The sequence below is a fragment of the Hirschia maritima DSM 19733 genome (assembly GCF_000378345.1).
GTDB lineage: Bacteria > Pseudomonadota > Alphaproteobacteria > Caulobacterales > Hyphomonadaceae > Hirschia > Hirschia maritima.
The window spans coordinates 192392-216071 of record NZ_KB899547.1; the positions used below are offsets into that span (position 1 = coordinate 192392).

The window sequence follows — 23680 nt, forward strand, 5'->3', positions numbered from 1 at the left end:
GTAAGTTTTATGCCTGACCCCTTCCGATTTGAGGAAGGAATCAGGAAATTGATGATAGAGTTGTAAGCCTAATATATAAGCGTTCTAAACATTTGAACGATAAACATACTGAACCGCATCTTTAAAAGGACCGCGTCCTAAAAATTTGAGATGCTGATTCCTATTCGCTTCATTTATTGAAGCTTGAGGATGTCCTGAACTGCTTACCATAACTCGAAATGGGCGGCTTTTAGCAGGCATGGCAATGGCGTTTGCTATCGCGTTTGGTACATCCATTGGATCACCATTCAGATTGGGAATTTTACCACTTCCCATGTCGGCGGACATGTTACCATAGCCATCAAGATGGGCTTCATCAGATCTGTTTTTAAGAGCAGCTGTAAGTATTTCCCGAGTAGGCCAGAACTTTGTGGGATATCCTCCGGGTTGGATAACAGTCACATCAACATTAAACTGAGCCACTTCATATGCCAAAGTCTCTGACATAGCCTCGATAGCAAATTTGGTAGGGCAGTAATGTCCGATTCCTGGCCAAATCACGCGACCAGATTGCGATGATACATTGATAATGTGTCCAGATTTCCTTTTACGCATTTCTGGTAAAGCTTGGCGAAGCAGACGCTGATATCCAAAAACATTGGTATCATAGGCCAGTTTTGTGGCATCCATGTCTTGTGCTTCAAGTGGGCCGACGATTGCGATACCGGCATTGTTAATCAAAACATCCGGCACACCACCACAGAGTTGCACGGCTTCTTGAAAACCTTTTGCTGCACTTTCGTCTTTCGTGACGTCGATTTCGACAACATGAATGTCTAAGTTTTCTGAATTTGCTATTTGCAGCAAATCATCGGCTTCTGCGCGCGGAAGATTTCTCATAGAAGCAATTACTTTGGCACCAAGGCGCGCATAGTGCAGCGTGCCTAAATATCCAAAACCACTTGATGCCCCAGTAATAAGGATGGATTGGTTTTCTAAATTTTTAGCTTTGGGAAGTGCGGATGCTTGTCCACTGAGAGATAGAGCGATTGTGGTTGCTGCCCCGGCGAGCATCAAATTGCGGCGAGTTGTATCTGTCATTTTGATACCTTTGTTGGTTGTGAGAGTAAAAAATTGTTTTTGATGCAATGAGTTACGGTGTTTTCTGCCAAACACGGACATAGTCGATTTCAAAATCGACGACTCCGTCATCCTTCTCACTCTCGGGACTATTCAATTCCAAGTCCTCTTTGCTTTGTGGGATGCCATGCCAAGGGAAAATTTCATTATCTAGCCAAATATTGATTGGAACAGTTGCGACATACCCGTCGTAATCTTCCGCTACATCTCTGTTTTCTCTGGCCCATTTGGTTGCATCTTCAGCAGTTACCGATGAAAATAGCTTGCCATCGATATAGTATTTTATACCTGTTTCATCCCATTCCACGCCATAAACATGGAAGTCATCGGCACCGCGAAATCCCATTTGTTTACGCTCAGTATAAGCTGGTTTTCCACCTAGCTTGTCCCAATCCCGAATAGACCACCAAAGCTCACTATCAAGATGTTCTTTGCCTTCACCGCGGCCATCGCCATACATTTCAAAGAAATCAAACTCGAACTTTGGTCCCATAGACCATGCTGCACTCGTTACTTGCGCATCAGCGGCTTTGCTGCGCACTTCGATATAGCCATACTGGAATGATTTGCGTGAACGGAAGCAGGCAGTCGTGATATTTTCGTACGGAATTGCTGGTCCAAAATGAGGTTTTCTAATTTCTTTGCTAAATGGAAAATTAGGTTCCCAGCGTGTTTCCAACTTCAGTTTCCCATCTTCAAGGCGATAATTGCGTCCAGAGAATTGTGAAGGTGCTCGGCCTTTCCATACCCATGCATCGGGATTATCCGGGTGAACGTATTGAGGTTCACCATTTTTGAATTTCCCGACTATGAACCATCTGTCTTCATCTATTTCGGCAGCGTTAAATTCATCACTCACCTCAGTGTTGTATGACCAATCACCACTATTTTGAGGGTCGGATAGTGGGAAGTGAGGTGGAATTGATTGTGTTTGAGAGTTGCTAATTGAAGGGGAGGCCAATTTTTCTTCAGGCTTGGGTGGCTCTGTCGATGTCTGACAGGACGCAACTAAGATTGCTAATAGCACACCGCTAATTTGAGCAGGCATTCCTAAAGGTGTCATTGCATTTCTCCCATTCGCCACGTCTAGGGCTGTTTTTATTGCTTATCGTTAATACATCATATGTTTAGTTAGATATCAACAATAAGTCGATGGAAAATGCTGGCGTGACGCTAACTTCAAATAAAATCTAATTTTTCCGACGGATTTGACTCAATTCGCACGTTCAACCCTCAAGTAGAGTGGCTGAGGTGTGAACAAGTGACATTGGGAAAGTTATTTTTGGGGTCAGGTCAAGAATGCCTAGCGGATAGGCTGGCTAACCGAGACAATCATTTCAATTTCGTTCGATTGCTATTGGCTTCCATGGTGATGATTGATCATGCTGGTCTAGTTGTTTCAGGTATGGCTAGTTCAGAACCATTTCGTCCATTTGGTGTCAGCTTGGGATATATGGCTGTTGATGGCTTTTTTATATTATCGGGACTTTTGATTGCGCGTAGTCTAGCGACCAAGGGTGTTGGAGCGCAGTACTTCTTGGCGCGATTATTGCGCGTTTATCCTGCTCTTATTTTCTTGGCTGTAATTGCTGTATTCTTGATTGGACCTATTGTTGCGCAGGAAGCATATTGGAGAGGCTGGGCCACGATTTCTTATGGGATCGAAATAATCAAATTTGGAGATACCTCAGGTGGGCCAATTGGTTTCTATCCCGATAACCCTTTTCCAAATGAATTCAATTCTCCTTTATGGACGCTGAGATACGAGATGTTGTGCTATGTATTGGCACCGTTTGCATTCTGGCTCGGCATTATCTCTCATCGGTTTCGCTTTTTGATCTGTCTTGTGTTTCTGGGAGGGGTATCTGTCATATTTGACGCCCATGAAAAATCCATTTTTGGGAGCCATGTCTTAGCCAGTTGTGTCCGGTTGGGGTTTGCTTTTGGAATTGGGATAGGGCTCTGGCACATTCGAAATTTGGTTCGAGGTCAGTTTGGCTGGCTAGTATTAGGTCTTGGTGTATTCATGATAGCTGGCGTATTTGATGTCGGCCAAGATGTCGCGGATACTGTATTTATGGCCACATTTGTTATGTGGCTTGGGCTCGCTAAATGGCCAACCTTGAGTAAGCTGCCTTTGAAATCGGATATTTCTTATGGGGTTTATATTTATCACTATCCCATTATGCAGATTTTGATTGCGAATTTTCCTGATCTATCTTGGCCAAGATTATTGTTGTTTTCGACGATTTTGACATTACCTGCTGCGTGGGTGTCGTGGACATTCATTGAGAAAACTGCATTGCGGTATAAAAAGGGCTTTCGTGCTAATGGAAAGACTAAATCAGTTGCTTCCTAAATCGTGCTTTTTAGAAATATAGTCTGCCGATATTGTACGAAGTGATGGTGGGCCGCTGAATCCAAGCAGTGGCCGCCTACATCTCCACATAGTGGAGCTCTATCATACCAACATGTAAACCAGTTCCTGCTTGTGAACAAAGCTGAGACAGAGTTAGAATTATTCAGTTGAAGAATTTGGATCTGGTTTAGCTCCCATGACTTTGGAAACAACCCAAGCAGTTAGTCCAATACAAACCAGTAGTAATGTTCCAAATCCAATTAAAGCATATATTGCCAAGTGGTCGACATGAAGGTTGCCCATTTTCAGCTCCGATTATTCACAAAGGGTTTGCGTGAATTCCGCAATTTATCCATAATTAATATATGGTTTTTGAGCTGAGGCTAGCGCGGCGTGTGGTCACATTAATTATTGCTTGCGTATTTAAGAACTTCCAAAGGAAATTTGCCCTCAGCAATCTAAAAAGTGTGAGGATGTTTTACTTAAGAAGGAGAAGTGCAAATAGAGTAGTGGAAGCTTCTGTTGCCAGGTGCTTCCGAACCCCGCCTTAGGTGCTATAGGTCCCAAGGAGTTTAAGCGGTTTGCCCGCACAGCTTACGCTGCGAGTAGCTCACCTTCAGCAAAATTGTCGTTTGCAACTATTTGCTAGTTGGGCTTCTAACGGTGCCCAGTCGAACGAAGTCATAGTCTTTACACGTCCGTCGATCCTATTTCGGCCCCAAATCCATCCGCCAAACGATGCGGGAGTTACTGGTGGAGCCGCCGGGTACCGCCCCCGGGTCCGAGCCGCTTATTACACAAGGGTTTATCGTTATAGTCCGCAAGGGACATGTCTAATATAGGTGGGAATGATTAATAGGAAAAGCACTAAGTCTTAGAAAAATGGGGAAAGATGAGAATAATCGCAGAATATTTTCTGAATTTTTTGTCATGCGAGTTGTTTTCTACAAAAAAGACGAAGCGCATGATATTTAAAAGAATAGAATGCATACGATTGAGAATTATAAAATTGTATTCTTAATAATGAATCAGAAACTTCTAGTTTGATATGCGTTATTAACCATGTTGGTTTTTAAAATTTGTGATTCTATAGTATGGTCACTTTCGGTAAGGCGTTTTCAAGCTTGTTTTAGGTCAATTATAGTTGAAGGTATTGCTGTTATTCTTTGGCACTTAATTGATCGTAAGTATGGAAGGAACAAGTGTTAATCGTATTGCCTTTATGGAGGATCACGCATGAATAGATATTCCAAGGTTCAATGTGAAGAAACAGAAACACATGCTTTAGCACGTCGACTGGTTGAGCGCTCTGGACTGGATGAAAATGAAGCTAATCAAGCCGTTGACGATTATCTCCACGCTGAAGGGGGAAGTTTGTCGGATGCTGAATTGACGACTTCCAGCGGGAAAGTAGATTTAACTCATGCGCATTAGCGCATGATGTAGAGTTAAGTATCGTAACATCGGCGTGACAGTCGCTAAATGCTGGTTTCTTGCCTTCCAGTATATTTGGCGTTGTCACGCTTTTTTTATTGCAAAAAAGTTCAAACTGCGAATTCCTGATGGAAGTTATCTTCATTAGTCGAGAATCAAGAAATGCAGCTTGTAGATTGGTCTCCTCGAGAACGACCAGAAATCGCTGAATTGGATGGGCAATATGTTAGACTAGAGAGACTTAGTCTGACAAAACATGCACGTGATTTGTTCGAAACGTGCGCAACATCTTCAGAAATAGAAAGAGCTAAGTTTTTACGAGTTGAAAACGGGCACACCTTTGATGGGTTTTCAAATTGGATACAAACCTGTGAAAGCAATCAGCAAGATGAGTTTTATGCTGTTGTTGATAAGTCGACTGAAAAAGCTGTTGGTATGCAAGCATTCCTTCGCATTGATGAAGCTAATGGCAGTGTCGAAATAGGTTGGGTTCACTGGTCAGCTCATATGGCGAGAAGTCCCAAATCAACAGAAGCATTTTTCCTTATGGCGAGTTATGTGTTTGATCAATTGGGATATCGTCGGTTTGAGTGGAAGTGTGATTCCCTGAATTTGCCTTCGTGTAGGGCTGCAGAGCGATTTGGGATGCAGTTTGAAGGTGTGTTTCGTAATCATATGGTGAGATATGGTGCCAATCGCGATACAGCTTGGTTTTCTTTGATTGATAGAGAATGGCCGGCGACTAAAAGAGCATTTGCAGCTTGGTTTGATCCTGAAAATTTTGATAAGAATGGTCGTCAAAAGGTCAAACTGACTGAATTAATTAATCAAGAACGGGACAGAACATGAGCATTCAAACTAAGACAGTCGAATATACAGATGGGGATCAAACTTGTGTTGGTTTCCTCGCTTGGGATGATGCAGCTGGTCCCAAGCCATGTGTTCTTGTAGCTCCGGATTGGAGAGGGCGTACCTCATTTAGTGAGGACAAAGCTGTTGAGCTGGCAAAGCTTGGTTATGTTGGCTTTGCTATTGATGTGTATGGCGACGGTAAAGTGGGGGCAGATGCAGATGAAAATGCTGCATTGATGAACCCATTTGTTGAAGACCGCGCTAAGCTCAAACAGCGTTTAATAGCGACCGTTGAAGCTGCAAAGAGTTTTGATGAAGTTGATGCAGCGAAGATAGCGATAATCGGATTTTGCTTTGGTGGATTATGCGCCTTGGATCTAGCGCGTACGGGGCTAGATGTAAAAGCGGCAATTAGTTTCCATGGGTTGTTTATGCCAAATAGGCTTCCCGACAATAAGATCGAAGCAAAAGTGCTTGCTTTGCACGGATACGATGACCCCATGGCGAAACCTGAGACGATTATTGAGCTTGGAGATGAGTTGACGCGCGCCGAATGTGATTGGCAGCTATATGCTTATGGCTCAACGATGCATTCATTCATGAATCCGGATGCGAATGCACCGGAGGGGGGGACCCAATATAATGCTGTTACTGAAAAACGCGCTTGGATTTCAGCCACTCAATTGTTGGAACAAGCGCTGGGCTAAGTTTTATTGGCGTTCGGGACGAATACCCGTAAATGTCTTCTGGCAGAATGCTCGGATTTCTTCATTGTCCTTTTCTAGGTCACCTGTGAGTTCCCAGCATTTTGTTAGAAGAATTTCTTTTGTGCCACCATTTATACCGGCAATGAAAACGGGAACCTTGGCGGCATAGGCAATTCGTAAGTATCCAGGTTTGTAACTATCAACTTGAGAACGTGTGCCTTCAGGGGCAATACCAAGCCAAACATTGTCGTTTGAATTGTACCATTCGACCATTTGATCCGTCACGTTTTGTGATTTGCTGCGATCAATAGGGACGCCCCCAAGCCATTTGAAGAACCCGGCGAGTGGAAAAACAAAGGCTTCTTTTTTCATCATGTAGGACATGCGTAACCCAACCGATTGCATTGCAGCCATTGCGACAATGAAATCAAGATTGGAAGTGTGAGGAACGCCGATCACCAGAATTTTCTTTTTGTCCGGTAATTTCCCAGTGATTTTCCACCCTAGTGATTTTAGGACAACACTGCCAAGCCAACGGGTTGCACCATTTCCCATGCTTGGCGTGTTCGGGCTCATGACTGAATTAATACGTGGTGCCATTCAATTTGTATCCAATATCGTATTTGGTTTTCTTACACGAGTGTAATCAAAATAACCCAGCGTCAAGTTTGATAGTGGTTTTAGTCAATTTTGAACAATGTGTTGAAAAGGAAACTGAGGCACAATAATTCAGAGGAAATGTTGTAGTTTGTTTGACGAAGAATAAGCTGCAAATCCTCAAAAATGATTCTAATTATAGTTCATGCGATGACCGGACCCGAAAGAAGCTGACATGCACCAATATCTAGATTTGTGTCGAAAAGTCTTAAACGAAGGCGAGTGGGTCTATAATAAACGTACAGGAAAAAAATGCCTGACGCTCATCAATGCAGATTTTGAATATGATCTTTCCAAAGGTGAATTTCCTTTAGTCACAACACGAAAAGCTTTTTATAAATCCGCGATTGCAGAATTGCTCGGCTATTTGCGTGGATATGACAATGCGGCTGACTTTCGAGAACTTGGAACCAAAACATGGGACAGCAATGCCAATGAAACGCAGGCATGGCTTGCTAACCCGGTGCGTAAAGGCACAGACGATATGGGGCGTGTATATGGTGTGCAGGGGCGCTCCTGGGCAAAGCCGGATGGTGGGCATGTAGATCAGCTTAAGAAGGTTTTCACAAACCTGTCTAATGGAATTGATGATCGCGGCGAAATAGTCACTTTTTATAATCCGGGAGAATTTCACTTAGGTTGTTTGCGGCCCTGTATGCACACGCACAACTTTTCTTTGTTGGGAGATAAAATCTATCTGACGAGTTATCAGCGATCAGTTGATTTGCCTTTGGGGCTTGTTTTTAACATGCCTCAAGTGGCTGTGCTTGCTTATTTGGGGGCTATAATTTCAGGGAAGCAGCCTGCAAAGGCATTTCATAAAATGGTGAATATCCATATTTATGAAGATCAAATCGAAGGCATAAAAACGCAGTTAGAGCGTGATCCATTTCCTATGCCGACATTAAAAATCAACCCAGATATAAAATCTCTCGAAGACATAGAAACATGGGTAACTCCAAATGATTTCGAGGTTGTTGGGTATGAGCATCATCCCTCTATTTCTTTTCCTTTTTCAGCGTAACTTTTTGAGAAACAGGTTTTGAAAATTGAGATTACGAAGATTTCACTCTAAATGTCAGTTAGCCTTACTTTGCGGTAGTTTGTGTGAAAAGTGTTGGATTTGTTGAGATCGCAATCACCACTAGTTTTTTGTAATATTTCTTTGAAAACAGTAGGTTGCTGAACTTATGGCGATGGTTTTGTATGCGGTTTCTATAAATTAGAAACCATATAGATTAGAAAAAATGCCCCTTAACTAGAAAAGTTAATATGTGTTTAAGGGTTGATTTTTTTGCAAAAACAGGGCGGAAAGTATTTTTCGTGCGAAGGACTCAATGAGTATTGGGGGGTCCTAGAACGTTTGTTTGACCGAAGGGGGTCTATACCAATGAACATGAAATCAAAACTATTACTTGTTGCTGCGGCTTCTGTGCTTGGATTGTCAGCATGTCAAAAAGCTGAAGAAGCTGCTTCTGCTGCAGCTGATAAAGCTGGTGAGGCAGCATCTGCTGCTGCAGACGTAGCTGGTGACGCTGTAGACGCAACTAAAGAAGTTGCTGGCGATGTAGCTGCTGCTGCTGGTGATGCTGTTGAAGGTGCTACTGAAGCTGCTGGCGACATGGCTGATAAAGCCGCTGCTGCAACTGGTGACGCTGTAGAAGCGACTAAAGAAGCTGCTGGTAACGTAGTTGACGGTGCTAAAGATGTAGCTGGTGATGTTGCTGCGGCAACAGGTGAAGCTGCTGATAAAGCCGCTGAAATGGCAGGCGATGTTAAAGACGCTGCAGCTGACAAAGCTGGCGACCTTGTAGACGCTGCTAAAGAAAAAGTTGAAGAAGCTACAGACGGAGAATAACTCCATCTGAGGTTGATCCTTAAAATGAAAGGCGGTTCTTGCAAAAGAACCGCCTTTTTTTATTGCGTTGGATTTTGAGTTGGCTCTCTTGATCTGACAATGGCCGAAACAACAGCGGCACCGAACAGTTTTCCTACGATAGACATTAGCCAGTTGGGGAATGTCAGGAATTTGGCTCCAATCAGAAATACTGTTGTATCTATCGGTGCAGCGATCGCACTTGAAAGCATGATACGTGTCGAAAGTCGGTATTTGGTGAAGGTAAATAGCGCCCAGTCTACTAGCTCGGCGATAGCAAAGGCTGCTGCAGATGCCAGCGCGATTTCTGGACTAGCATAATAAAAAGACCAGCCAACACCGATCAACATAGCTATGAGGACTCTGTGCTTCATTTCTTGTTGTGTGAAGTCTCTTACAACTAGCACCAATCCGGTGACGATGGTAACCGGATTGAATCCAAATTCCGGTGCAAAGGGGAGTGTAATATTAGGGGCCCAGCCAAAGCTCCAGTTTACAAAAGGAATAAGAGCAACATAGATCATTGCCCAAAATCTTCCGCCTAAAAACCATAACAGAGATCCCGTCACCAAATATCCTGCTAAAATCATGGGTAAATGATCTATCGACCGGTACGCTATTGCTTCCATCAGGGCTTGGAGAAAGCTGAAATCTTCAGTTGCTGTTGATTTCATTTTTTTGCCCTTTGCACTCATTCTCAAATATAGCTACATCTCCCTTATCGAGCATTTTTAGAATGCTGTTAAGTCGGGAAATTCTGACAATTGAAGAAAGAGATTATTTTGTCATCTACACATAATAGCGAAGCAGCATCACGTCCAAAACTAGCAATGATAGTTGCAAGGGCAAGCAATGGCGTCATTGGCGTAGATGGTGATTTGCCGTGGCGATTGAAGGGGGATTTACAATTCTTCAAGTCTGTCACTTATGGCAAACCTGTTATTATGGGGCGGAAGACTTGGGAAAGTTTGCCGTTTAAGCCCCTGAAAGGGCGGGCCAATTTAGTGGTAACGCGCCAACATGAATTTGATGCGCCTAAAGCGCGTGTATATCCTAGCCTAGGTGTCGCTATTTCAGCGGGGCTTGTTGTCGCTGAACAAACCAATGTGGATGAAGTCATGATTATTGGTGGCGGTGCAATCTATCAGGCGGCCTTTGAGCAGGTAGATGTATTGTACGTTACAGACGTCGACGCCGCACCGGAAGGAGACACTTTCTTTCCCGTAGTTTCCGATGAAGAATGGGAGTGTGTCGAAGAAACACCTCATTCTGCTGATAGTGATAATGACCATGCATTTGTGATGAAGAAGCTGGTAAGGAAACGCAGCTAACAAAAAGGCGTTCACCTGTCTTTCATTGTGGCTGCATTAGCGTAGTGGTCAATTGGTGTTTTGCAGGATAAAAATGATCCGTATCTTTATAGTGTTCTTGGTCTTTGTTTGCAGCATTGTATCTGCGGCATCAGCTTTCGTTGTTGAGGGGCCGCGAACATCGACAGGGAATGCTATTGAAGATTTAAAGCGTGCTTCCCGTTGGTCTATGACAGATGGGTCTCTATTGGCGACAGGTCAAAGAGGGCTTGGGGGCGGACTAGAATATTCAGTAGACAAAAGCATTTGCGAGATTCATTTTGTTGATGGTGCGACATGTGCTGATGCAAGATCAGTTATTGCGGCAGCGTTAGAAAGATGGTCGTCTGGTCATCCCATTCTAAAATTTACTGACGTATCTGACCAAATTACACCCAGCTTTCCTTTGGCTGTGATTGGAGAAACAGACCAAGGTGCTGAAATAGATTTTTACGCTGCGACGGCATTGCAGTTTCCCAACTTCCGCAATGCTCAAATGAATGGCTATACAATATTTTATGACCGCCCAGTGGGGTATGTGACGCTGTCCAATGGTATGCGGTCGGATTGGGCAAAAGATCGGATAGAAAGCGCGGATATTCGGGTAAATAGAGAGCGTTGTTTTTATGTGGATGAAAACTTTGCGAAAACAAAACCCGGATGTGTACATTTTCCAACCTTGATTTTTCACGAGATCGGTCATGCTTTAGGGTTGGGGCATCCAGAAGAATATCCTTCTAAAAATATCGATAATGATGATGTCCCTTACAACGCCGTTAATGTGAATTGTCTGGCGGCTGTAGATAGCCTGAAGGTATCACGCAATGTAGCAGGTAGCGCTGTGATGGTGCGCCGAAATGTGCATTCGCCGGGCCTGTGGAAGCGAGGCCTATCTCATGATGATGTCGCTGGTAGGGATGCGTTATATCCTCATTGTGATATCACACCATTGCCAAGATTTGAGCAATTGTGGGGGAGTTTTGCACGCAGCGATGACGGAAGCATTGGGATTTCAAGAGGTGCCGATACCGCAAGAGATGCGGTTTCGATTGCGATGAGTGATTGTGAGGCAACTTCTATATCATGCCAATTGTATAAGCCTTTTAATGGCTGTTTTGCATATGCAATGGCAAAAGAAGATGTTCGAAATGCCAATTCTGGGTTTGATCGCAGATATTGGGGGATGGCGTCTTCTCAAGATCCGGTTGCGGCTCGTGTGAATGCAGTAGCGGAATGTAATGAAAAACGCGGACAAACAAATGTTTGCCGTGTCCATACGCAATTTTGTGCATTTGATGAGTAATATCAGATTAGACTGATAGTAATTCCAACCGTTCAGGATTATGGGCATTTAGCCAGTTATCGACCAAAGGTAGGACCCATTCGCAAGTGTCATTGATAAAACTTCTCACCTGCACTGGATCATAAGAAGGTAGAGCGGACATGTCGTAGGCGCGTTGAATATCTTCCGCACGTTCAGGATGATATAGTGCGAAAATATCTCTGCGAATATCCAAGTCTTCAGTATAAGTTTGTTCTGCTGCCATAACAGTTGCATAGCCTGCGGAGACGACTGCATGTCCAACATTGGCAGAAATTGTTCGAATAGCTCTGCGGCTATCAGATGCTAGTGTTTTTTGCTTTGCCGAACGCAATTGTTTTTCGAAATTCACCAGCATGGGATTAGCAACGGCCTCATCAATGCGCTGCTGCGTTATCAGGCGTGTGACAGCGCGGCCGCCTACGCAGATAGAGTTCACGCTAAGGCGGAATTTAGCGGGAGAATATCTACCAAGCGGGCAGAAGATTTCATCCCATTTCAGCACGTGTACATTCATACCGAATTTGCATTTGTGATCACGACGCAATGCCTCGGCGGCTGAAACGCACCAGCTTGAGTATTTTGATGCACTTGCATTTTTTTGGAGCACTATGATGATAGAACCACCACCTGGACGGTTTCTTGCGGCCGGCCCAGTTAAGTAGACGCTGTGCAGATCATTTTCAAAACGTTCCAATGCATAGTCGACAGCGCTTTCACTCAGGTTTGACCAAAGAGGTGAAAGGTGTTCGCGCTTCACTGCAATGTTTAGAATTCGCCCAAACTCATCCTGCGGCCAAAACACGCCGCGTATTGGAAATGTAAAAGACATGGGCTGGGCTCCGTCCAGACGAAAAGAAAACGTGATATTAGCTTTCTGCTAGTCAAAGCCCGCTGCAATTGTGGGGCCGAACCTAAACCAAACCCTAAAAAAAGGTTAAAATAAATAGGTGGCCGAGAAGAAACTGTTAGAAACCTGAGGTTTCAGCGAAGTATTCCCATATTTTAACAGATTTCTCGCTTTATTCGAAAACAATCTTGGGTGGAGCCTTGCCTTGAGGTGCCTCTAACGAGGCGATTATCTTTTCTGCAATGGCGCGAAAACTGTCTTGAACTGGTCCAGCAGTAATTGCTGCAGGTGTGCCTGAGTCGGCGTCTTCTCTAATTTGAGGTACGATAGGCAGTTCTCCTAAGAAAGGAATTTCTAGTGCCTCAGCTGTTTTTCGAGCTCCACCTTCACCAAAAATGTGTGTCCGGTTTTTGCTGACTGGATCTTCAAACCAAGCCATGTTTTCAATTATGCCAAAGACCGGTGTGTGCGTTTTCTTGAACATAGCCACGCCTCTGCGTACATCGGCAAGCGCAATTTCTTGAGGCGTAGACACTATAACTGCACCAGATAGTGGGGCGCGTTGGGTGAGCGAAAGCTGAATGTCGCCGGTGCCTGGAGGTGTGTCCACAAATAGAACGTCTATATGTCCCCATTCTACATCGCTCATCATTTGGTTGATTGCTGAAACAACTACAGGGCCTCGCCATATCATTGGTGCATCAGAATCGACGAGATATCCAATAGACATTGTTTTCAGGCCGTGCGCTTCAATAGGGAAGAGTTTGCCTTCTTTGTTTTGTTCGGGTTGGACTTCTGAAGTTCCCAGCATTGTAGGGATAGAAGGCCCATAGACATCGGTATCGAGAATTCCAACTTTGAGTCCCAGTTGAGCGCAGGCGATGGCTAAATTGACGGTTACTGAAGATTTTCCAACACCACCTTTGGCGCTCGCAACAGCGATCATGGCGTTTACACCTGGTATGGCGGTGCGCTGCGCAGTTGACGAAGAGGGCTTGCTTGGGCCACGCGCATCTTTAGAGGCAGTGTTGTCGCCCTTGTGCATGCGATGAGTTGCACCTGAGGCTTTTGGAGGTTGTGGTGTTTCGGAGTGAGAAGTCAAAACGATAGTGACTTTAGAAACGCCATCTATTTTCGATAATGCTTCCTCAACATGCTTTTGGAGAGAATCAGCTTCGGGTGAAGGACCATTGTCTACTTCAAGAATAAAGCCCACTTGGCCCCCTTCTTGAATAGAAAGACCTTGAATTCTTTGGGACTTTATCAGCCCTTTTGACGTATTTGGGTGAATAATTTCGTCTAGAACGTCAAGAACTGCCTGTTTGAGGTCAGAATTCGTGTTAGTCACGGTTGAAGCTTTCCAAAGTTAAACGATATGAGATAGATGATATAGTGAAGACTTATAATTCCGAAAGGAGCGGCGTAAATGCCTTGGAACGATAATAAGGGCGGCAAAGGTCCATGGGGTGATGCACCTAAAGGATCTGGCGGTGACGATAAGAGCCCTTGGGGGCGTCCGGGTGATAATGGCCAACAAGGACCAGATCTGGAAGATAGCTTGAAAAAAATGCAAGAGAAATTTGCAAATCGTCGCAAGGGCGGCGGAGGCCGTAATGGTCGAGGTGGAAAAAATGGCGGCGGTGCCTTTAGTGGTATCGGATTAGCGCTATTTGCTGTTATTGGTCTTATTGGCTGGTTGGCAACTGGTGTGTTTCAGGTCAACGAACAAGAACAAGCTGTTGTGCTTCGTTTTGGTGAGTATCACTCAACTCGTGGACCGGGTTTCCAAATCCGTTTCCCTGATCCAATCGAAACACATGAAATTGTTCCAGTAAACAAGATCCAGAGCACTGAGATTGGTCAAGGTGCTAAAGGGCAAATGTTGACTGGTGATGAAAACATCGTGGACATCGACTTTGTTGTTTTCTGGAAAGTATCGAACCCGCAAGATTATTTGTTCAACGTAAAAGCGCCTGCGCTTATGCTTGAGCGTGTATCTGAAAGTTCAATGCGTGAGGTTGTTGGTAAGCGTGAATTGCAACCGATTATTACAACAGGCCGTGACGATGTGCAGGCGACAGCCCGTCAATTAATCCAAGATACGTTGGATAGTTATGGTGCTGGGATTCAGGTTACCGAAGTTCAGCTTGCTAAGTCTGATCCACCAGCTGAAGTGATCGACGCTTTCCGTGATGTTGTGAACGCAGCGCAAGATAAAGAAACAACAATTAACCGCGCAATTGCATACGCAAATGATGTTGTTCCACGTGCACGTGGTCAAGCGCAACGTATCTTGCAAGAAGCAGAGGCGTATCGCTCACAAGTTATTGCAGTCGCGACGGGTGAGGCGGAGCGTTTCCGTCTTGTGTACGAAGAGTACCGTAAGGCTCCTCGTGTAACGCGCGAACGTATGTATCTTGAAACTATGGAAGAAGTTTTAGGCCGTTCAGAAACAATTATTTTGGACAATGACGCTGGGGCCTTGCCTTATTTGCCACTTGATCAACTTCGTCGTGGGGAGAAATAAAAATGGCTAAAACATTAGGACCATTTGCACTAATTCTTGTCGGTCTTGCCGCAATTATTGGTTTCAATTCTTTTTATATTGTGCGCGTAGATCAACAGGCAATTCTATTGCAACTTGGCCAATATCAGAATGTGATCAACGCACCTACTCGCGCTAGCGAAGTCGTTGAAGGTGAAGTGATTCAATATGACAATCTAAACGCTGAAAATTCAGATGCTGGTTTGCATTTTAAATTGCCGTTCATTCAAAATGTCGCTTTGTTTGACAAGAAGAACTTAGGCTTTGATCTTCCTTCTCAGGAAATTCTTGCAGCTGACCAAGAGCGTTTGATTGTTGACGCTTTTGCGCGCTGGAAAATTGTTGATCCACTACAGTTCTTTCGTTCAGCCAACAATGAACGAGGTGCTGAAACTCAATTGCGCGGTATCATGACCGCTGCGTTGCGTGAGGTTCTCGGTGAAGTGGAAACGCCAGACATTATTTCTGGGCAGCGTGCTGAGTTGATGACGTCAATTCGTGACATTCTAAACCGAGGTGCTGAGCAGTATGGTATCGAGATTGTGGATGTGCGTATTACACGTGCTGACCTGCCTCGCGCCAACTCTGAGCGTGTTTTTGCGCGTATGCAAACAGAGCGTCAGCAAGAGGCTGCAGAGATCCGCGCTGAAGGTGAAGAGCAAGGTCTTCGCATTCGTGCGGAAGCTGACCGCGATGTGACGGTTATTGAAGCTGAAGCTCAACAGGAAGCAGAGAAAATTAAAGGTGATGGAGATGCACAGCGTAACGCGATTTATGCGGGTGCGTACAATCTAGATCCTGAATTCTTCTCATTCTATCGTTCAATGGACGCATATAAAGTGGGTGTAAAAGCCGGAACACCGATGGTGCTTTCTCCAGATAGCGACTTCTTTGGCTACTTTGGAAACAAAGAAGGTGCAAACTAGCACTTAAATACAGCTTTGCCTTTATTTTGCCGTCCCAATTTTTGATGATTGGGGCGGCTTTTTATTGTTGAGTGTAGTGTATTCGTTCACTTATCAAGATTAAATTGCCCTAAAACAATTGAGTTTATCGACGCTTGGTCGTAAGCCGATTCAAGTTTGTTTTGAGGATATGAAGATATGAGACAAAAACACACGCTGAAGAATTTGGGTGTGGCACTGATTTCTAGTGCAGGATTTTGTCTTGGAAACATGAATGTAGCATTGGCTCAAACCGCCTCTGAAACTGCTTCTGAAGCTCCCAATAACGCGCCGGATAGTTTTTCCAAACTGGCAGCGAGATTGATGCCATCCGTAGTAAACATTTCAACGCGCCAGACTATGAGCACTGGTGGAGGCGTTGGAGGGTTTGGTGAAGGATCACCGCTTGAAGAGTTTAATGAGTTCTTCAATCGAGATGATGATGGCCTAAAGCGCGTTTCTTCATTGGGGTCCGGATTTATAATCGACGTTGAAGGTTTCGTAGTCACTAATAATCACGTGATTGAAGCTGCAGATGAAATTGATGTTGTGCTATCAGATGGCACAATTTTAGAAGCTGAACTTGTGGGCCGTGATGCAGCTACTGATTTGGCCTTGCTTAAGGTGAAGCCGGAGGTTGAGCTTACATCTGTTGATTTGGGAAATTCTGATACCGCGTTGGTAGGTGATTGGGTCGTTGCGATTGGTAACCCGTTTGGCCTTGGCGGAACAGTAACAGCGGGTATCGTTTCGGCTCGAGATCGCAACATTAATGCTGGTCAATATGATGACTTCATCCAAACAGATGCAGCAATCAATAAAGGAAATTCAGGTGGACCGCTATTCAACCTAAAAGGCGAGGTGATAGGCGTGAATACGGCCATTTATTCACCAAGCGGCGGCGGTTCTGTCGGGGTCGGCTTTTCAGTACCTTCAAACCTTACAAAACAAATCATTCAACAACTAAAAGACAAAGGCCTTGTTGAGCGTGGATGGCTGGGTGTGCGGGTGCAGGGTGTAACGCAGGAAATAGCCAAGAGTTATGGCCGGAATAAAGCTGAAGGTGCGATAGTTACACACGTGACAGATGATAGTCCTGCTTCTCGATCTGGCTTGAAAATTGGTGACCTGATTTATTCTTTCAACGGCCAAGATATCAAAGAAACACGTGACCTTTCTAGTGTCGTTGCAAGTGCACCAATTGGCGAAGATGTTGCTATGAATGTTCTTCGAAAGAAGAAAGATACAGAGATCATGGTGTCGCTTGATCTAATGGAAGCGGATGTTGGAGAGGAAGAAGAATTAGACTTCTCCGGCGGGCCTGAGTTTTCAAATCTTCTAGGTGTTGAATTTTCAATGATCACCGATGAACATCGTCGTCGTTTTCGAATACCAGCATCTGTGGAAGGTGTGATGGTTGAGCGTGTTGAACCTGGTTCTGATGCTATAGGCAAGCTTCAAAAGGGTGATGTTATAGTGGAAGTGAATTTCCTGACGGTAAAAACACCTGATGAAGCACTTGCCGAAGCAGAGATAGTTGCGACACGAGGAGAGCCAGTATTGGTGCAATTCTATCGCGATGGAGATATGTCGTTTAGATCTATCAATGCACGTCAGAATGGCTAAATATTATTAGCGTATTCGCCTCTTGTGAATCTTCAACATTGTACGCAATATGTCGCCTCAGAATATAGAAGTGATAGCGTAAAAATGCGCTCTTGCTAGGCCGAGGGGGCATGATGTCTATTTCAGAAGCTATTGGAAACGGCGTTAATGCTGTGGTTGCCCCTGTGTCGGGCTTTCTCGATTCCATTATTTTTTATTCAATTATGGTCAATGGAACCAAGCTGCCCTTGATTGTGGTCTGGCTCATTTGTGCGGCTTTGTTTTTCACGCTGTATCTAGGCAGTATCAACTTTCGCGGTGTTAAGCACGCGATTGAGCTGCTCAAGCGAAAACCTAAAGCAGGGGTTGGCGGCGAAATTTCTGCTGTTCAAGCTCTAACAACGGCATTGTCGGGTACAGTAGGACTTGGAAATATTGCTGGTGCTGCGATCGCCATTTCAATTGGTGGTCCGGGGGCAGCGCTTTGGATGGTGTTAGCTGGCTTTTTTGGGATGTCGACAAAGTTTGTTGAATGTACTTTGGCGGTTAAATATCGTGATGTGCACGAAGATGGGACTGTATCAGGTGGTCCCATGTATTACCTGTCTAAAGGTTTGAAGAATAAAGGCATGCCGCGTACAGGGCGTGTATTGGCCGTGATGGTGGCCGTGGCATTTCCTTTTGCATCACTCAACATGTATCAGGTCAACCAAAGCCATGCCCAATTCGCGCATGCGACTGGATTAGATCAGCCTCTTTTGTATGGGATTGTGCTGTCTGCATTGGTTGGTGCAGCGATCATTGGAGGCATTAAGTCAATTGGGGCTGTTGCGGAAAAAATCGTACCGACCATGTGTGGTTTGTATCTGATTGGTGGTCTTATTGTTTTAGGCGTGAATGCAGCAGAGGTTCCTCGTGCAATTGGGTTGATTTTCAGTGAAGCTTTCAACCCAACAAGTGTTGGTGGTGGCATTATCGGTGCGTTGGTTGCGGGTGTGAAGCGCGCTGTTTATTCCAATGAGGCAGGGCTTGGTACGTCAGCGATTGCGCACTCTGCTGTGAAGACAGATCAACCGCTAACAGAAGGCTTTGTCTCCCTTTTAGAGCCACTGATAGATAGTTGTATCGTGTGTTTTATGACGGCAATTATTGTTGTCGTAACAGGTGCATATCTGGGGGATGGTGAAGGGGTGGTCATTACCTCAAACGCATTTTCGACAGTACTGCCATGGTTTCCAATTATTCTAACAGTGTCGGTGATCCTGTTCGCCTACACATCGATAATTAGTTGGTTTTATTATGGTTTGAAAGGCTTCACCTATCTGGTGGGGGAACGCAAAAAAATAATCATGGGATACAAGGTTTTCTATTGTATCCAGCTTGCCGCTGCTGCCGTTATTCCTCTGGATAAGATGATAGAATTGGCAGACAGTTTGAATTTTGTGTTGGCGATTCCAAATCTCATCGGTCTTTATTTCCTTGCGGGTGAGGTCAAAAAAGACCTCAAGGAGTATTGGCCAAACCGCAAGAAATATTTGGAAGAATCAAATACTGATGACAGCGAGATAAAAGCTAATCAGTAACAAATTCAGCTTCAGAATAGCCTTGAAAGAATAGCGCAGGGATTAGGCTTGGACCTTTGATGGAGACATCCGCTTGCGCTGACACAACTGGCTTCGCACAATATGCTAGGCCCATGCCCGCAGCTTCGATCATTGCTAGGTCATTAGCTCCATCGCCCATGGCGAGAGCATCAGCCGCTGTTGCTCCTGCGATCTCGGCTTCTTCATTCAAAGCTACAAGTTTTGCTTCTCTTCCGAGAATCGGTAGTCCAACTTCACCAGTCATCTCTTCATTTTCAATGATTAGTGTGTTGGCGCGGTTGTGATGGAAGCCCGCTAATTCTTGTACGCGGGATGTAAAGAATGTGAAGCCACCAGATACAAGTACACAGCGTGCACCATTTGCTTCCATTGTTTTAACAACTGTGCGTGCACCTTCATTCAATGTGATACGGGCGTTAAAGCAGTCTTCCAGCACGGATGTTGAGAGGCCTTTGAGCATTTCGACACGTGTCTTTAATGCACCGTCAAAATCAAGTTCGCCGCGCATCGCGCGTTCAGTGATTTCAGAAACTTCGTCCTTTTTGCCTGCAAAGTCGGCTAATTCATCGATACATTCCTGACCAATGATTGTTGAATCCATATCTGAGATTAACAGCTTCTTTTTGCGGTTCGCATCTGGAACAAATGCGAATTCGACAGGGTGATCACCGATTTGGTTTGCGAGCTTTTCTTGTAGGACTGTTGCTGCGTCTGCTGATACGCTGGTTTCTTTACAATCCCATGTTTCACCACCAAGATCGGCAATATCATTCGAATTGCTATTGGCTTCGATAAGAATTTGATCGATTAGAGAAGACTGGCTGTCAGTTTTTTTTGCGGCGATAACAAGTTTCATTGAACCCGTACCCTTCAGACTGGATTTGGTGCGACAAGCTTTTAAAGAGGGGTAGCTCATCGTGCGAATGCCGCCAGCAATACTGATCCACGGGCCAACTGCAAGCGGAAAAACAGATTTATCTATAGCATTGGCCAAAGAATTGGGTGGTGAGATCATCAATTCAGATGCAATGCAGGTGTATACTGATCTATCAATTTTATCTGCTCGACCATCTGAGGCTGAAGTCGCACAGGCACCGCATCACATGTTTGGACATGTAGATGGAGCAGAGCGGTATTCAACTGGATTATGGCTTAAAGATGCGATCGAGAGGATTGAAGAAATTCAATCTAGAGGGAAAGTTCCAATATTGGCTGGAGGGACGGGCCTATATCTCTCTGCTTTAGTGCATGGTCTTTCAAAAGTGCCAGATGTTCCTGAAGACATTAAACGTGATACATTGGCTCAAATTGAAGCGGATCGAGAGGCAGCTCATGAAACTCTATCTTTGGTCGATCCAGAAGCGGCAGCGAGAATTAAGCCTTTAGACATTCAAAGACTGACGCGTGCTCTGGAGGTGTTTTATCACACGGGTAAGCCGATCACCTCGTTTCAAACACCGGAGCCGCCTTATTTCAAAAAAGGAGAATGGGTTGGGTTTGCGTTGACGCCGGACCGCGCTGAGCTTTATGCGCGTATCAATTCCAGATACGATAAAATGCTTGAAACAGGTGCGCCAGATGAAGCGCGCGTATTGTATGAACGTGGCTTACCCAGTGATCTGCCTATTATGCGCGCGCACGGCATGCCGGGCTTTTGTGAATACTTTAACGGAAAAGTTTCACTCGAGGAGTCCATCGAGCGAGGCAAAAGGGATACGCGGCGCTATGCTAAACGCCAATTTACGTGGATTGCGCATCAGTTTCCATTATGGGCAAGAATTCCATCAAAATGTCTGGATGTTCGAAAAAAGGTGATATGTTCTATTCATCATGAGATTGACGAAAGAGATTTCAACGGTTAAAGCCTTTCCAACAGTTTTTTGGGAAAGATCATGCGCAACGCATCAATCGTAATTCTGGTTATCAGCCCGGCATCCCTCGCATAGCGCGAAAGGGGATGTCGGGTTTATGAAAACAGGGCTCCAACACGGAGCCCTTTTTCGTGGTTTCGCGTTGCCCTAACTGATCAAAATATTTACTACAAATCATCATTCCCGGAGAAGACCCCATGGCTCCAAAGAATAAAAAACAAAAGCAAGACGAACAGCAAACTTTGACGGGTGCTGAAATCGTATTGCGCGCTTTAACCGATCAAGGTGTTGATACGGTATTTGGATATCCCGGTGGTGCCGTACTTCCTATTTACGACGCTATTTATAACCAAAATTCGGTAGAGCACGTTTTGGTGCGGCACGAACAAGGCGCAGGGCATGCTGCTGAAGGGTATGCTCGCTCCACTGGTAAGTGTGGTGTTGCTTTGGTGACTTCTGGTCCAGGTGCAACAAACATGGTGACGCCCATTGCAGATGCGATGCTTGACTCAATCCCGATGGTGGTTTTGACGGGACAAGTTCCCACGCACCTAATCGGAACGGATGCATTTCAAGAGTGTGACACAGTTGGTGTGACGCGTGCGTGTGCTAAGCACAATTACCTTGTGAAAGATGTGAACGATTTAGCGCGCGTTATGCATGAAGCATTTTATGTTGCAACAAGTGGACGACCTGGTCCGGTTGTTATTGATATTCCAAAAGATGTTCAATTTGCCTCTGGTGATTATTGTGGGCCGGAATCTGTTGAGCACCGTACATACCAGCCGCGCACGGAACCAAAAGAAAGACGCATTGAACAAGCTCTTGAATTGATGAAATCTGCCTCCAAACCGATTTTCTATACTGGTGGCGGTGTGATCAATTCTGGTCCAGAAGCTTCAAAGGTTTTGCGTGAATTAGTTGCGGCAACTGGCTTTCCGGTTACATCAACTTTGATGGGACTAGGTGCTTATCCCGGGGAAGATGAAAAATTCCTAGGCATGCTTGGAATGCACGGTTCATATGAAGCAAATAATGCGATGCATGATTGTGATGTGATGATCTGTGTGGGCGCGCGTTTTGATGACCGCGTCACAGGGCGATTGGACGCTTTTGCACCAAATTCCAAGAAGATTCACATTGATATCGATCCATCCTCTATCAATAAAGTTGTGCGCGTTGATGTGCCTGTTGTTGGAGATTGTGAAAAAGCATTGAAAGCTCTTTTGAAAGGGTGGAAGGCCAACAAGAAGAAAACACCTTCACTTACTGAGTGGTGGGCGCAGATCGAAGAATGGCGTGCGCGTAAGTCTTTTGCCTATCCGAAGTCAGATAAAGTGGTTAAACCTCAATATGCGATTGAGCGTTTGTATGAGCTAACGAAAGATCGTGACGATGTGTATGTGACCACGGAAGTTGGTCAACATCAGATGTGGGCGGCTCAGCACTTTAAATTTGCAGAACCTAATCACTGGATGACTTCAGGTGGATTGGGAACAATGGGATATGGATTGCCGGCGGCGGTTGGTGTTCAAAAAGCTCATCCCGGCGCACTTGTAGTTGATATAGCAGGTGAGGCATCGATCCAGATGTGTATGCAGGAATTTTCAACTGCACTTCAGCATAATTTGCCTGTGAAAATATTCATTTTGAACAATGAATGGATGGGTATGGTTCGCCAATGGCAGCAATTGCTACACGGTGAGCGTTATTCAAGTTCATATTCAGATACACTTCCTGATTTTGTGAAACTCGCTGAAGCAATGGGCGGGCATGGAATTCAATGTAGTGACCCAGCAAAACTTGACGACGCCCTGTTGGAGATGATCAACCATGATGGGCCGGTTATTTTTGATTGTTTGGTTGAGAAGGCTGAAAATTGTCTTCCGATGATTCCATCGGGTGCTGCGCACAATGAGATGATATTGTCAGAGATTACCGGTGATGAAATCGACGAAGACGGTAAGCAGTTGGTGTAGCTTATGGCTGAAGGGAATATAAAAATGACTGATGCAGAAATTGAAGCTATGCAAGATGCTATGGAGCCCGCGTCTGCTTATGATTTGCACCATGATGAAGATGTAATTGAAAAGCGCACGCTTGCGGTAATGGTAGATAACGAGCCGGGTGTACTCGGGCGTGTTGTTGGCCTGTTTTCGGCGCGTGGTTATAACATCGAAAGTCTCACTGTAGCGGAGGTGGACCGCGGATCACACACTTCTCGTATTACGATCGTAAGCCGGGGAACAAATCACACATTGGAGCAGATTGAAGCGCAATTATTGCGTCTTGTTCCGGTTGCGCGTGTGATCGATATTACAAATTCAAAATCAGGTATTGAGCGTGAGCTTGCTTTGGTAAAAGTTGCAGGCACAGGTGAAAAACGCGTTGAAGCATTGCGCATAAGTGAGATCTTCCGTTGCAATGTTATCGATACAACAAATGAAAGCTTCGTGTTTGAAGTCACAGGAACATCTAGCAAGATTGACCAGTTCGTTGATTTGATGGAACCCCTTGGTCTCGTTGAAGTGTCTCGTACTGGTGTGCTGTCATTGCAGCGCGGTCCGCAAGCTGGAGCGTAATTAAG

Annotated in this window: 23 protein-coding genes and 1 other RNA gene; 15 read left to right on the plus strand and 9 right to left on the minus strand. The window is 44.9% G+C overall.

Annotated elements, in window-relative coordinates:
- Positions 1–84 precede the first annotated feature (84 nt).
- Both F551_RS0112305 and F551_RS0112310 read right to left on the minus strand, forming a co-directional pair.
- Positions 85–1080: an SDR family oxidoreductase gene (locus tag F551_RS0112305; RefSeq protein WP_026296816.1), complete on the minus strand. Its 996-nt coding sequence runs from the start codon at positions 1078–1080 to the stop codon at positions 85–87.
- Positions 1081–1132: 52 nt separating this feature from the next.
- On the minus strand, positions 1133–2182 hold the full coding sequence (locus tag F551_RS0112310) for a family 16 glycosylhydrolase (protein WP_018997818.1): 1050 nt from the start codon (positions 2180–2182) through the stop codon (positions 1133–1135).
- Between the two features lie 219 nt (positions 2183–2401).
- Between F551_RS0112310 and F551_RS0112315 the strand changes: the two genes are divergently transcribed.
- Complete coding sequence (locus F551_RS0112315) at positions 2402–3478, plus strand: acyltransferase family protein (protein ID WP_155825993.1); 1077 nt, start codon at positions 2402–2404, stop codon at positions 3476–3478.
- Positions 3479–3637: 159 nt separating this feature from the next.
- Here the strand turns inward: F551_RS0112315 and F551_RS17450 are convergent, their stop codons facing one another.
- Complete coding sequence (locus F551_RS17450) at positions 3638–3781, minus strand: hypothetical protein (RefSeq protein WP_018997820.1); 144 nt, start codon at positions 3779–3781, stop codon at positions 3638–3640.
- 205 nt (positions 3782–3986) lie between these two features.
- Positions 3987–4346: a transfer-messenger RNA gene (ssrA, locus tag F551_RS17320) on the minus strand.
- A gap of 368 nt (positions 4347–4714) precedes the next feature.
- Between ssrA and F551_RS0112330 the strand changes: the two genes are divergently transcribed.
- From F551_RS0112330 to F551_RS0112340, 3 genes are all read left to right on the plus strand, one after another.
- Positions 4715–4912, plus strand: a complete 198-nt coding sequence (locus tag F551_RS0112330; RefSeq protein WP_018997822.1) for a hypothetical protein — start codon at positions 4715–4717, stop codon at positions 4910–4912.
- Between the two features lie 162 nt (positions 4913–5074).
- Positions 5075–5761 carry a GNAT family N-acetyltransferase gene (locus tag F551_RS0112335; RefSeq protein ID WP_018997823.1) on the plus strand — a complete coding sequence of 229 codons (687 nt, stop codon included), beginning with the start codon at positions 5075–5077 and terminating at the stop codon, positions 5759–5761.
- On the plus strand, positions 5758–6471 hold the full coding sequence (locus F551_RS0112340; RefSeq protein WP_018997824.1) for a dienelactone hydrolase family protein: 714 nt from the start codon (positions 5758–5760) through the stop codon (positions 6469–6471). Before F551_RS0112335 ends, F551_RS0112340 begins: the two co-directional genes overlap by 4 nt.
- A gap of 3 nt (positions 6472–6474) precedes the next feature.
- Here the strand turns inward: F551_RS0112340 and F551_RS0112345 are convergent, their stop codons facing one another.
- Positions 6475–7071 (minus strand): 1-acyl-sn-glycerol-3-phosphate acyltransferase, encoded by a 597-nt coding sequence (locus F551_RS0112345; RefSeq protein ID WP_018997825.1) that lies wholly within the window; start codon positions 7069–7071, stop codon positions 6475–6477.
- Positions 7072–7303: 232 nt separating this feature from the next.
- On the opposite strand from F551_RS0112345, the gene F551_RS0112350 reads away from it, so the two are divergent.
- The gene (locus F551_RS0112350) at positions 7304–8152 is read left to right on the plus strand and encodes a thymidylate synthase (protein WP_018997826.1); all 849 of its coding nucleotides are present in this window, start codon (positions 7304–7306) and stop codon (positions 8150–8152) included.
- A gap of 366 nt (positions 8153–8518) precedes the next feature.
- Positions 8519–8986: a hypothetical protein gene (locus F551_RS0112355; RefSeq protein WP_018997827.1), complete on the plus strand. Its 468-nt coding sequence runs from the start codon at positions 8519–8521 to the stop codon at positions 8984–8986.
- A gap of 59 nt (positions 8987–9045) precedes the next feature.
- Here F551_RS0112355 and F551_RS0112360 read toward each other — a convergent pair whose 3' ends face one another.
- Positions 9046–9678, minus strand: a complete 633-nt coding sequence (locus F551_RS0112360) for a VUT family protein (protein ID WP_155825995.1) — start codon at positions 9676–9678, stop codon at positions 9046–9048.
- Between the two features lie 108 nt (positions 9679–9786).
- On the opposite strand from F551_RS0112360, the gene F551_RS0112365 reads away from it, so the two are divergent.
- Both F551_RS0112365 and F551_RS0112370 read left to right on the plus strand, forming a co-directional pair.
- Positions 9787–10335 (plus strand): dihydrofolate reductase, encoded by a 549-nt coding sequence (locus F551_RS0112365; protein ID WP_018997829.1) that lies wholly within the window; start codon positions 9787–9789, stop codon positions 10333–10335.
- 73 nt (positions 10336–10408) lie between these two features.
- Positions 10409–11656 carry a DUF4189 domain-containing protein gene (locus tag F551_RS0112370; RefSeq protein ID WP_018997830.1) on the plus strand — a complete coding sequence of 416 codons (1248 nt, stop codon included), beginning with the start codon at positions 10409–10411 and terminating at the stop codon, positions 11654–11656.
- A gap of 7 nt (positions 11657–11663) precedes the next feature.
- Here the strand turns inward: F551_RS0112370 and F551_RS0112375 are convergent, their stop codons facing one another.
- Positions 11664–12506, minus strand: a complete 843-nt coding sequence (locus F551_RS0112375) for a hypothetical protein (protein ID WP_018997831.1) — start codon at positions 12504–12506, stop codon at positions 11664–11666.
- A 190-nt stretch (positions 12507–12696) separates the two neighbouring features.
- Positions 12697–13872 carry an Mrp/NBP35 family ATP-binding protein gene (locus F551_RS0112380; RefSeq protein ID WP_018997832.1) on the minus strand — a complete coding sequence of 392 codons (1176 nt, stop codon included), beginning with the start codon at positions 13870–13872 and terminating at the stop codon, positions 12697–12699.
- A gap of 78 nt (positions 13873–13950) precedes the next feature.
- Here F551_RS0112380 and hflK point away from each other — a divergent pair, with 78 nt between their 5' ends.
- The 4 genes from hflK to F551_RS0112400 all read left to right on the plus strand — a co-directional run bounded on the left by hflK (position 13951) and on the right by F551_RS0112400 (position 19201).
- Positions 13951–15051, plus strand: a complete 1101-nt coding sequence (gene hflK, locus F551_RS0112385; RefSeq protein WP_018997833.1) for an FtsH protease activity modulator HflK — start codon at positions 13951–13953, stop codon at positions 15049–15051.
- Between the two features lie 2 nt (positions 15052–15053).
- Entirely contained in the window at positions 15054–15995 is a 942-nt protein-coding gene (gene hflC, locus F551_RS0112390) for a protease modulator HflC (RefSeq protein ID WP_018997834.1), read from the plus strand.
- A 177-nt stretch (positions 15996–16172) separates the two neighbouring features.
- On the plus strand, positions 16173–17639 hold the full coding sequence (locus tag F551_RS0112395; protein ID WP_018997835.1) for a Do family serine endopeptidase: 1467 nt from the start codon (positions 16173–16175) through the stop codon (positions 17637–17639).
- 110 nt (positions 17640–17749) lie between these two features.
- Complete coding sequence (locus tag F551_RS0112400; RefSeq protein WP_233355251.1) at positions 17750–19201, plus strand: alanine/glycine:cation symporter family protein; 1452 nt, start codon at positions 17750–17752, stop codon at positions 19199–19201.
- Here the strand turns inward: F551_RS0112400 and serB are convergent.
- Entirely contained in the window at positions 19191–20078 is an 888-nt protein-coding gene (gene serB / locus F551_RS0112405; RefSeq protein ID WP_018997837.1) for a phosphoserine phosphatase SerB, read from the minus strand. The two genes, F551_RS0112400 and serB, sit on opposite strands and share 11 nt — an antisense overlap.
- 67 nt (positions 20079–20145) lie before the next feature.
- Here serB and miaA point away from each other — a divergent pair, with 67 nt between their 5' ends.
- The 3 genes from miaA (at position 20146) to ilvN (ending at position 23675) form a co-directional block, all read left to right on the plus strand.
- On the plus strand, positions 20146–21084 hold the full coding sequence (gene miaA, locus F551_RS0112410) for a tRNA (adenosine(37)-N6)-dimethylallyltransferase MiaA (protein ID WP_018997838.1): 939 nt from the start codon (positions 20146–20148) through the stop codon (positions 21082–21084).
- 206 nt (positions 21085–21290) lie between these two features.
- The gene (locus F551_RS0112420; RefSeq protein WP_018997840.1) at positions 21291–23072 is read left to right on the plus strand and encodes an acetolactate synthase 3 large subunit; all 1782 of its coding nucleotides are present in this window, start codon (positions 21291–21293) and stop codon (positions 23070–23072) included.
- Positions 23073–23096: 24 nt separating this feature from the next.
- Positions 23097–23675 (plus strand): acetolactate synthase small subunit, encoded by a 579-nt coding sequence (gene ilvN, locus F551_RS0112425; protein ID WP_033405086.1) that lies wholly within the window; start codon positions 23097–23099, stop codon positions 23673–23675.
- The last annotated feature ends 5 nt before the right edge of the window (positions 23676–23680 follow it).

What these genes read in the sequence shown, in the direction of transcription:
- F551_RS0112305 (WP_026296816.1), bottom strand. Translation starts at nt 1,080, where the DNA reads ATGACAGATACAACTCGCCGCAATTTGATGCTCGCCGGGGCAGCAACC.
- F551_RS0112310 (WP_018997818.1), bottom strand. Translation starts at nt 2,182, where the DNA reads ATGACACCTTTAGGAATGCCTGCTCAAATTAGCGGTGTGCTATTAGCA.
- F551_RS17450 (WP_018997820.1), bottom strand. Translation starts at nt 3,781, where the DNA reads ATGGGCAACCTTCATGTCGACCACTTGGCAATATATGCTTTAATTGGA.
- F551_RS0112330 (WP_018997822.1), top strand. Translation starts at nt 4,715, where the DNA reads ATGAATAGATATTCCAAGGTTCAATGTGAAGAAACAGAAACACATGCT.
- F551_RS0112335 (WP_018997823.1), top strand. Translation starts at nt 5,075, where the DNA reads ATGCAGCTTGTAGATTGGTCTCCTCGAGAACGACCAGAAATCGCTGAA.
- F551_RS0112340 (WP_018997824.1), top strand. Translation starts at nt 5,758, where the DNA reads ATGAGCATTCAAACTAAGACAGTCGAATATACAGATGGGGATCAAACT.
- F551_RS0112345 (WP_018997825.1), bottom strand. Translation starts at nt 7,071, where the DNA reads ATGGCACCACGTATTAATTCAGTCATGAGCCCGAACACGCCAAGCATG.
- F551_RS0112350 (WP_018997826.1), top strand. Translation starts at nt 7,304, where the DNA reads ATGCACCAATATCTAGATTTGTGTCGAAAAGTCTTAAACGAAGGCGAG.
- F551_RS0112355 (WP_018997827.1), top strand. Translation starts at nt 8,519, where the DNA reads ATGAACATGAAATCAAAACTATTACTTGTTGCTGCGGCTTCTGTGCTT.
- F551_RS0112360 (WP_155825995.1), bottom strand. Translation starts at nt 9,678, where the DNA reads ATGAAATCAACAGCAACTGAAGATTTCAGCTTTCTCCAAGCCCTGATG.
- F551_RS0112370 (WP_018997830.1), top strand. Translation starts at nt 10,409, where the DNA reads ATGATCCGTATCTTTATAGTGTTCTTGGTCTTTGTTTGCAGCATTGTA.
- F551_RS0112375 (WP_018997831.1), bottom strand. Translation starts at nt 12,506, where the DNA reads ATGTCTTTTACATTTCCAATACGCGGCGTGTTTTGGCCGCAGGATGAG.
- hflK (WP_018997833.1), top strand. Translation starts at nt 13,951, where the DNA reads ATGCCTTGGAACGATAATAAGGGCGGCAAAGGTCCATGGGGTGATGCA.
- hflC (WP_018997834.1), top strand. Translation starts at nt 15,054, where the DNA reads ATGGCTAAAACATTAGGACCATTTGCACTAATTCTTGTCGGTCTTGCC.
- F551_RS0112395 (WP_018997835.1), top strand. Translation starts at nt 16,173, where the DNA reads ATGAGACAAAAACACACGCTGAAGAATTTGGGTGTGGCACTGATTTCT.
- F551_RS0112400 (WP_233355251.1), top strand. Translation starts at nt 17,750, where the DNA reads ATGATGTCTATTTCAGAAGCTATTGGAAACGGCGTTAATGCTGTGGTT.
- serB (WP_018997837.1), bottom strand. Translation starts at nt 20,078, where the DNA reads ATGAAACTTGTTATCGCCGCAAAAAAAACTGACAGCCAGTCTTCTCTA.
- miaA (WP_018997838.1), top strand. Translation starts at nt 20,146, where the DNA reads ATGCCGCCAGCAATACTGATCCACGGGCCAACTGCAAGCGGAAAAACA.
- F551_RS0112420 (WP_018997840.1), top strand. Translation starts at nt 21,291, where the DNA reads ATGGCTCCAAAGAATAAAAAACAAAAGCAAGACGAACAGCAAACTTTG.
- ilvN (WP_033405086.1), top strand. Translation starts at nt 23,097, where the DNA reads ATGACTGATGCAGAAATTGAAGCTATGCAAGATGCTATGGAGCCCGCG.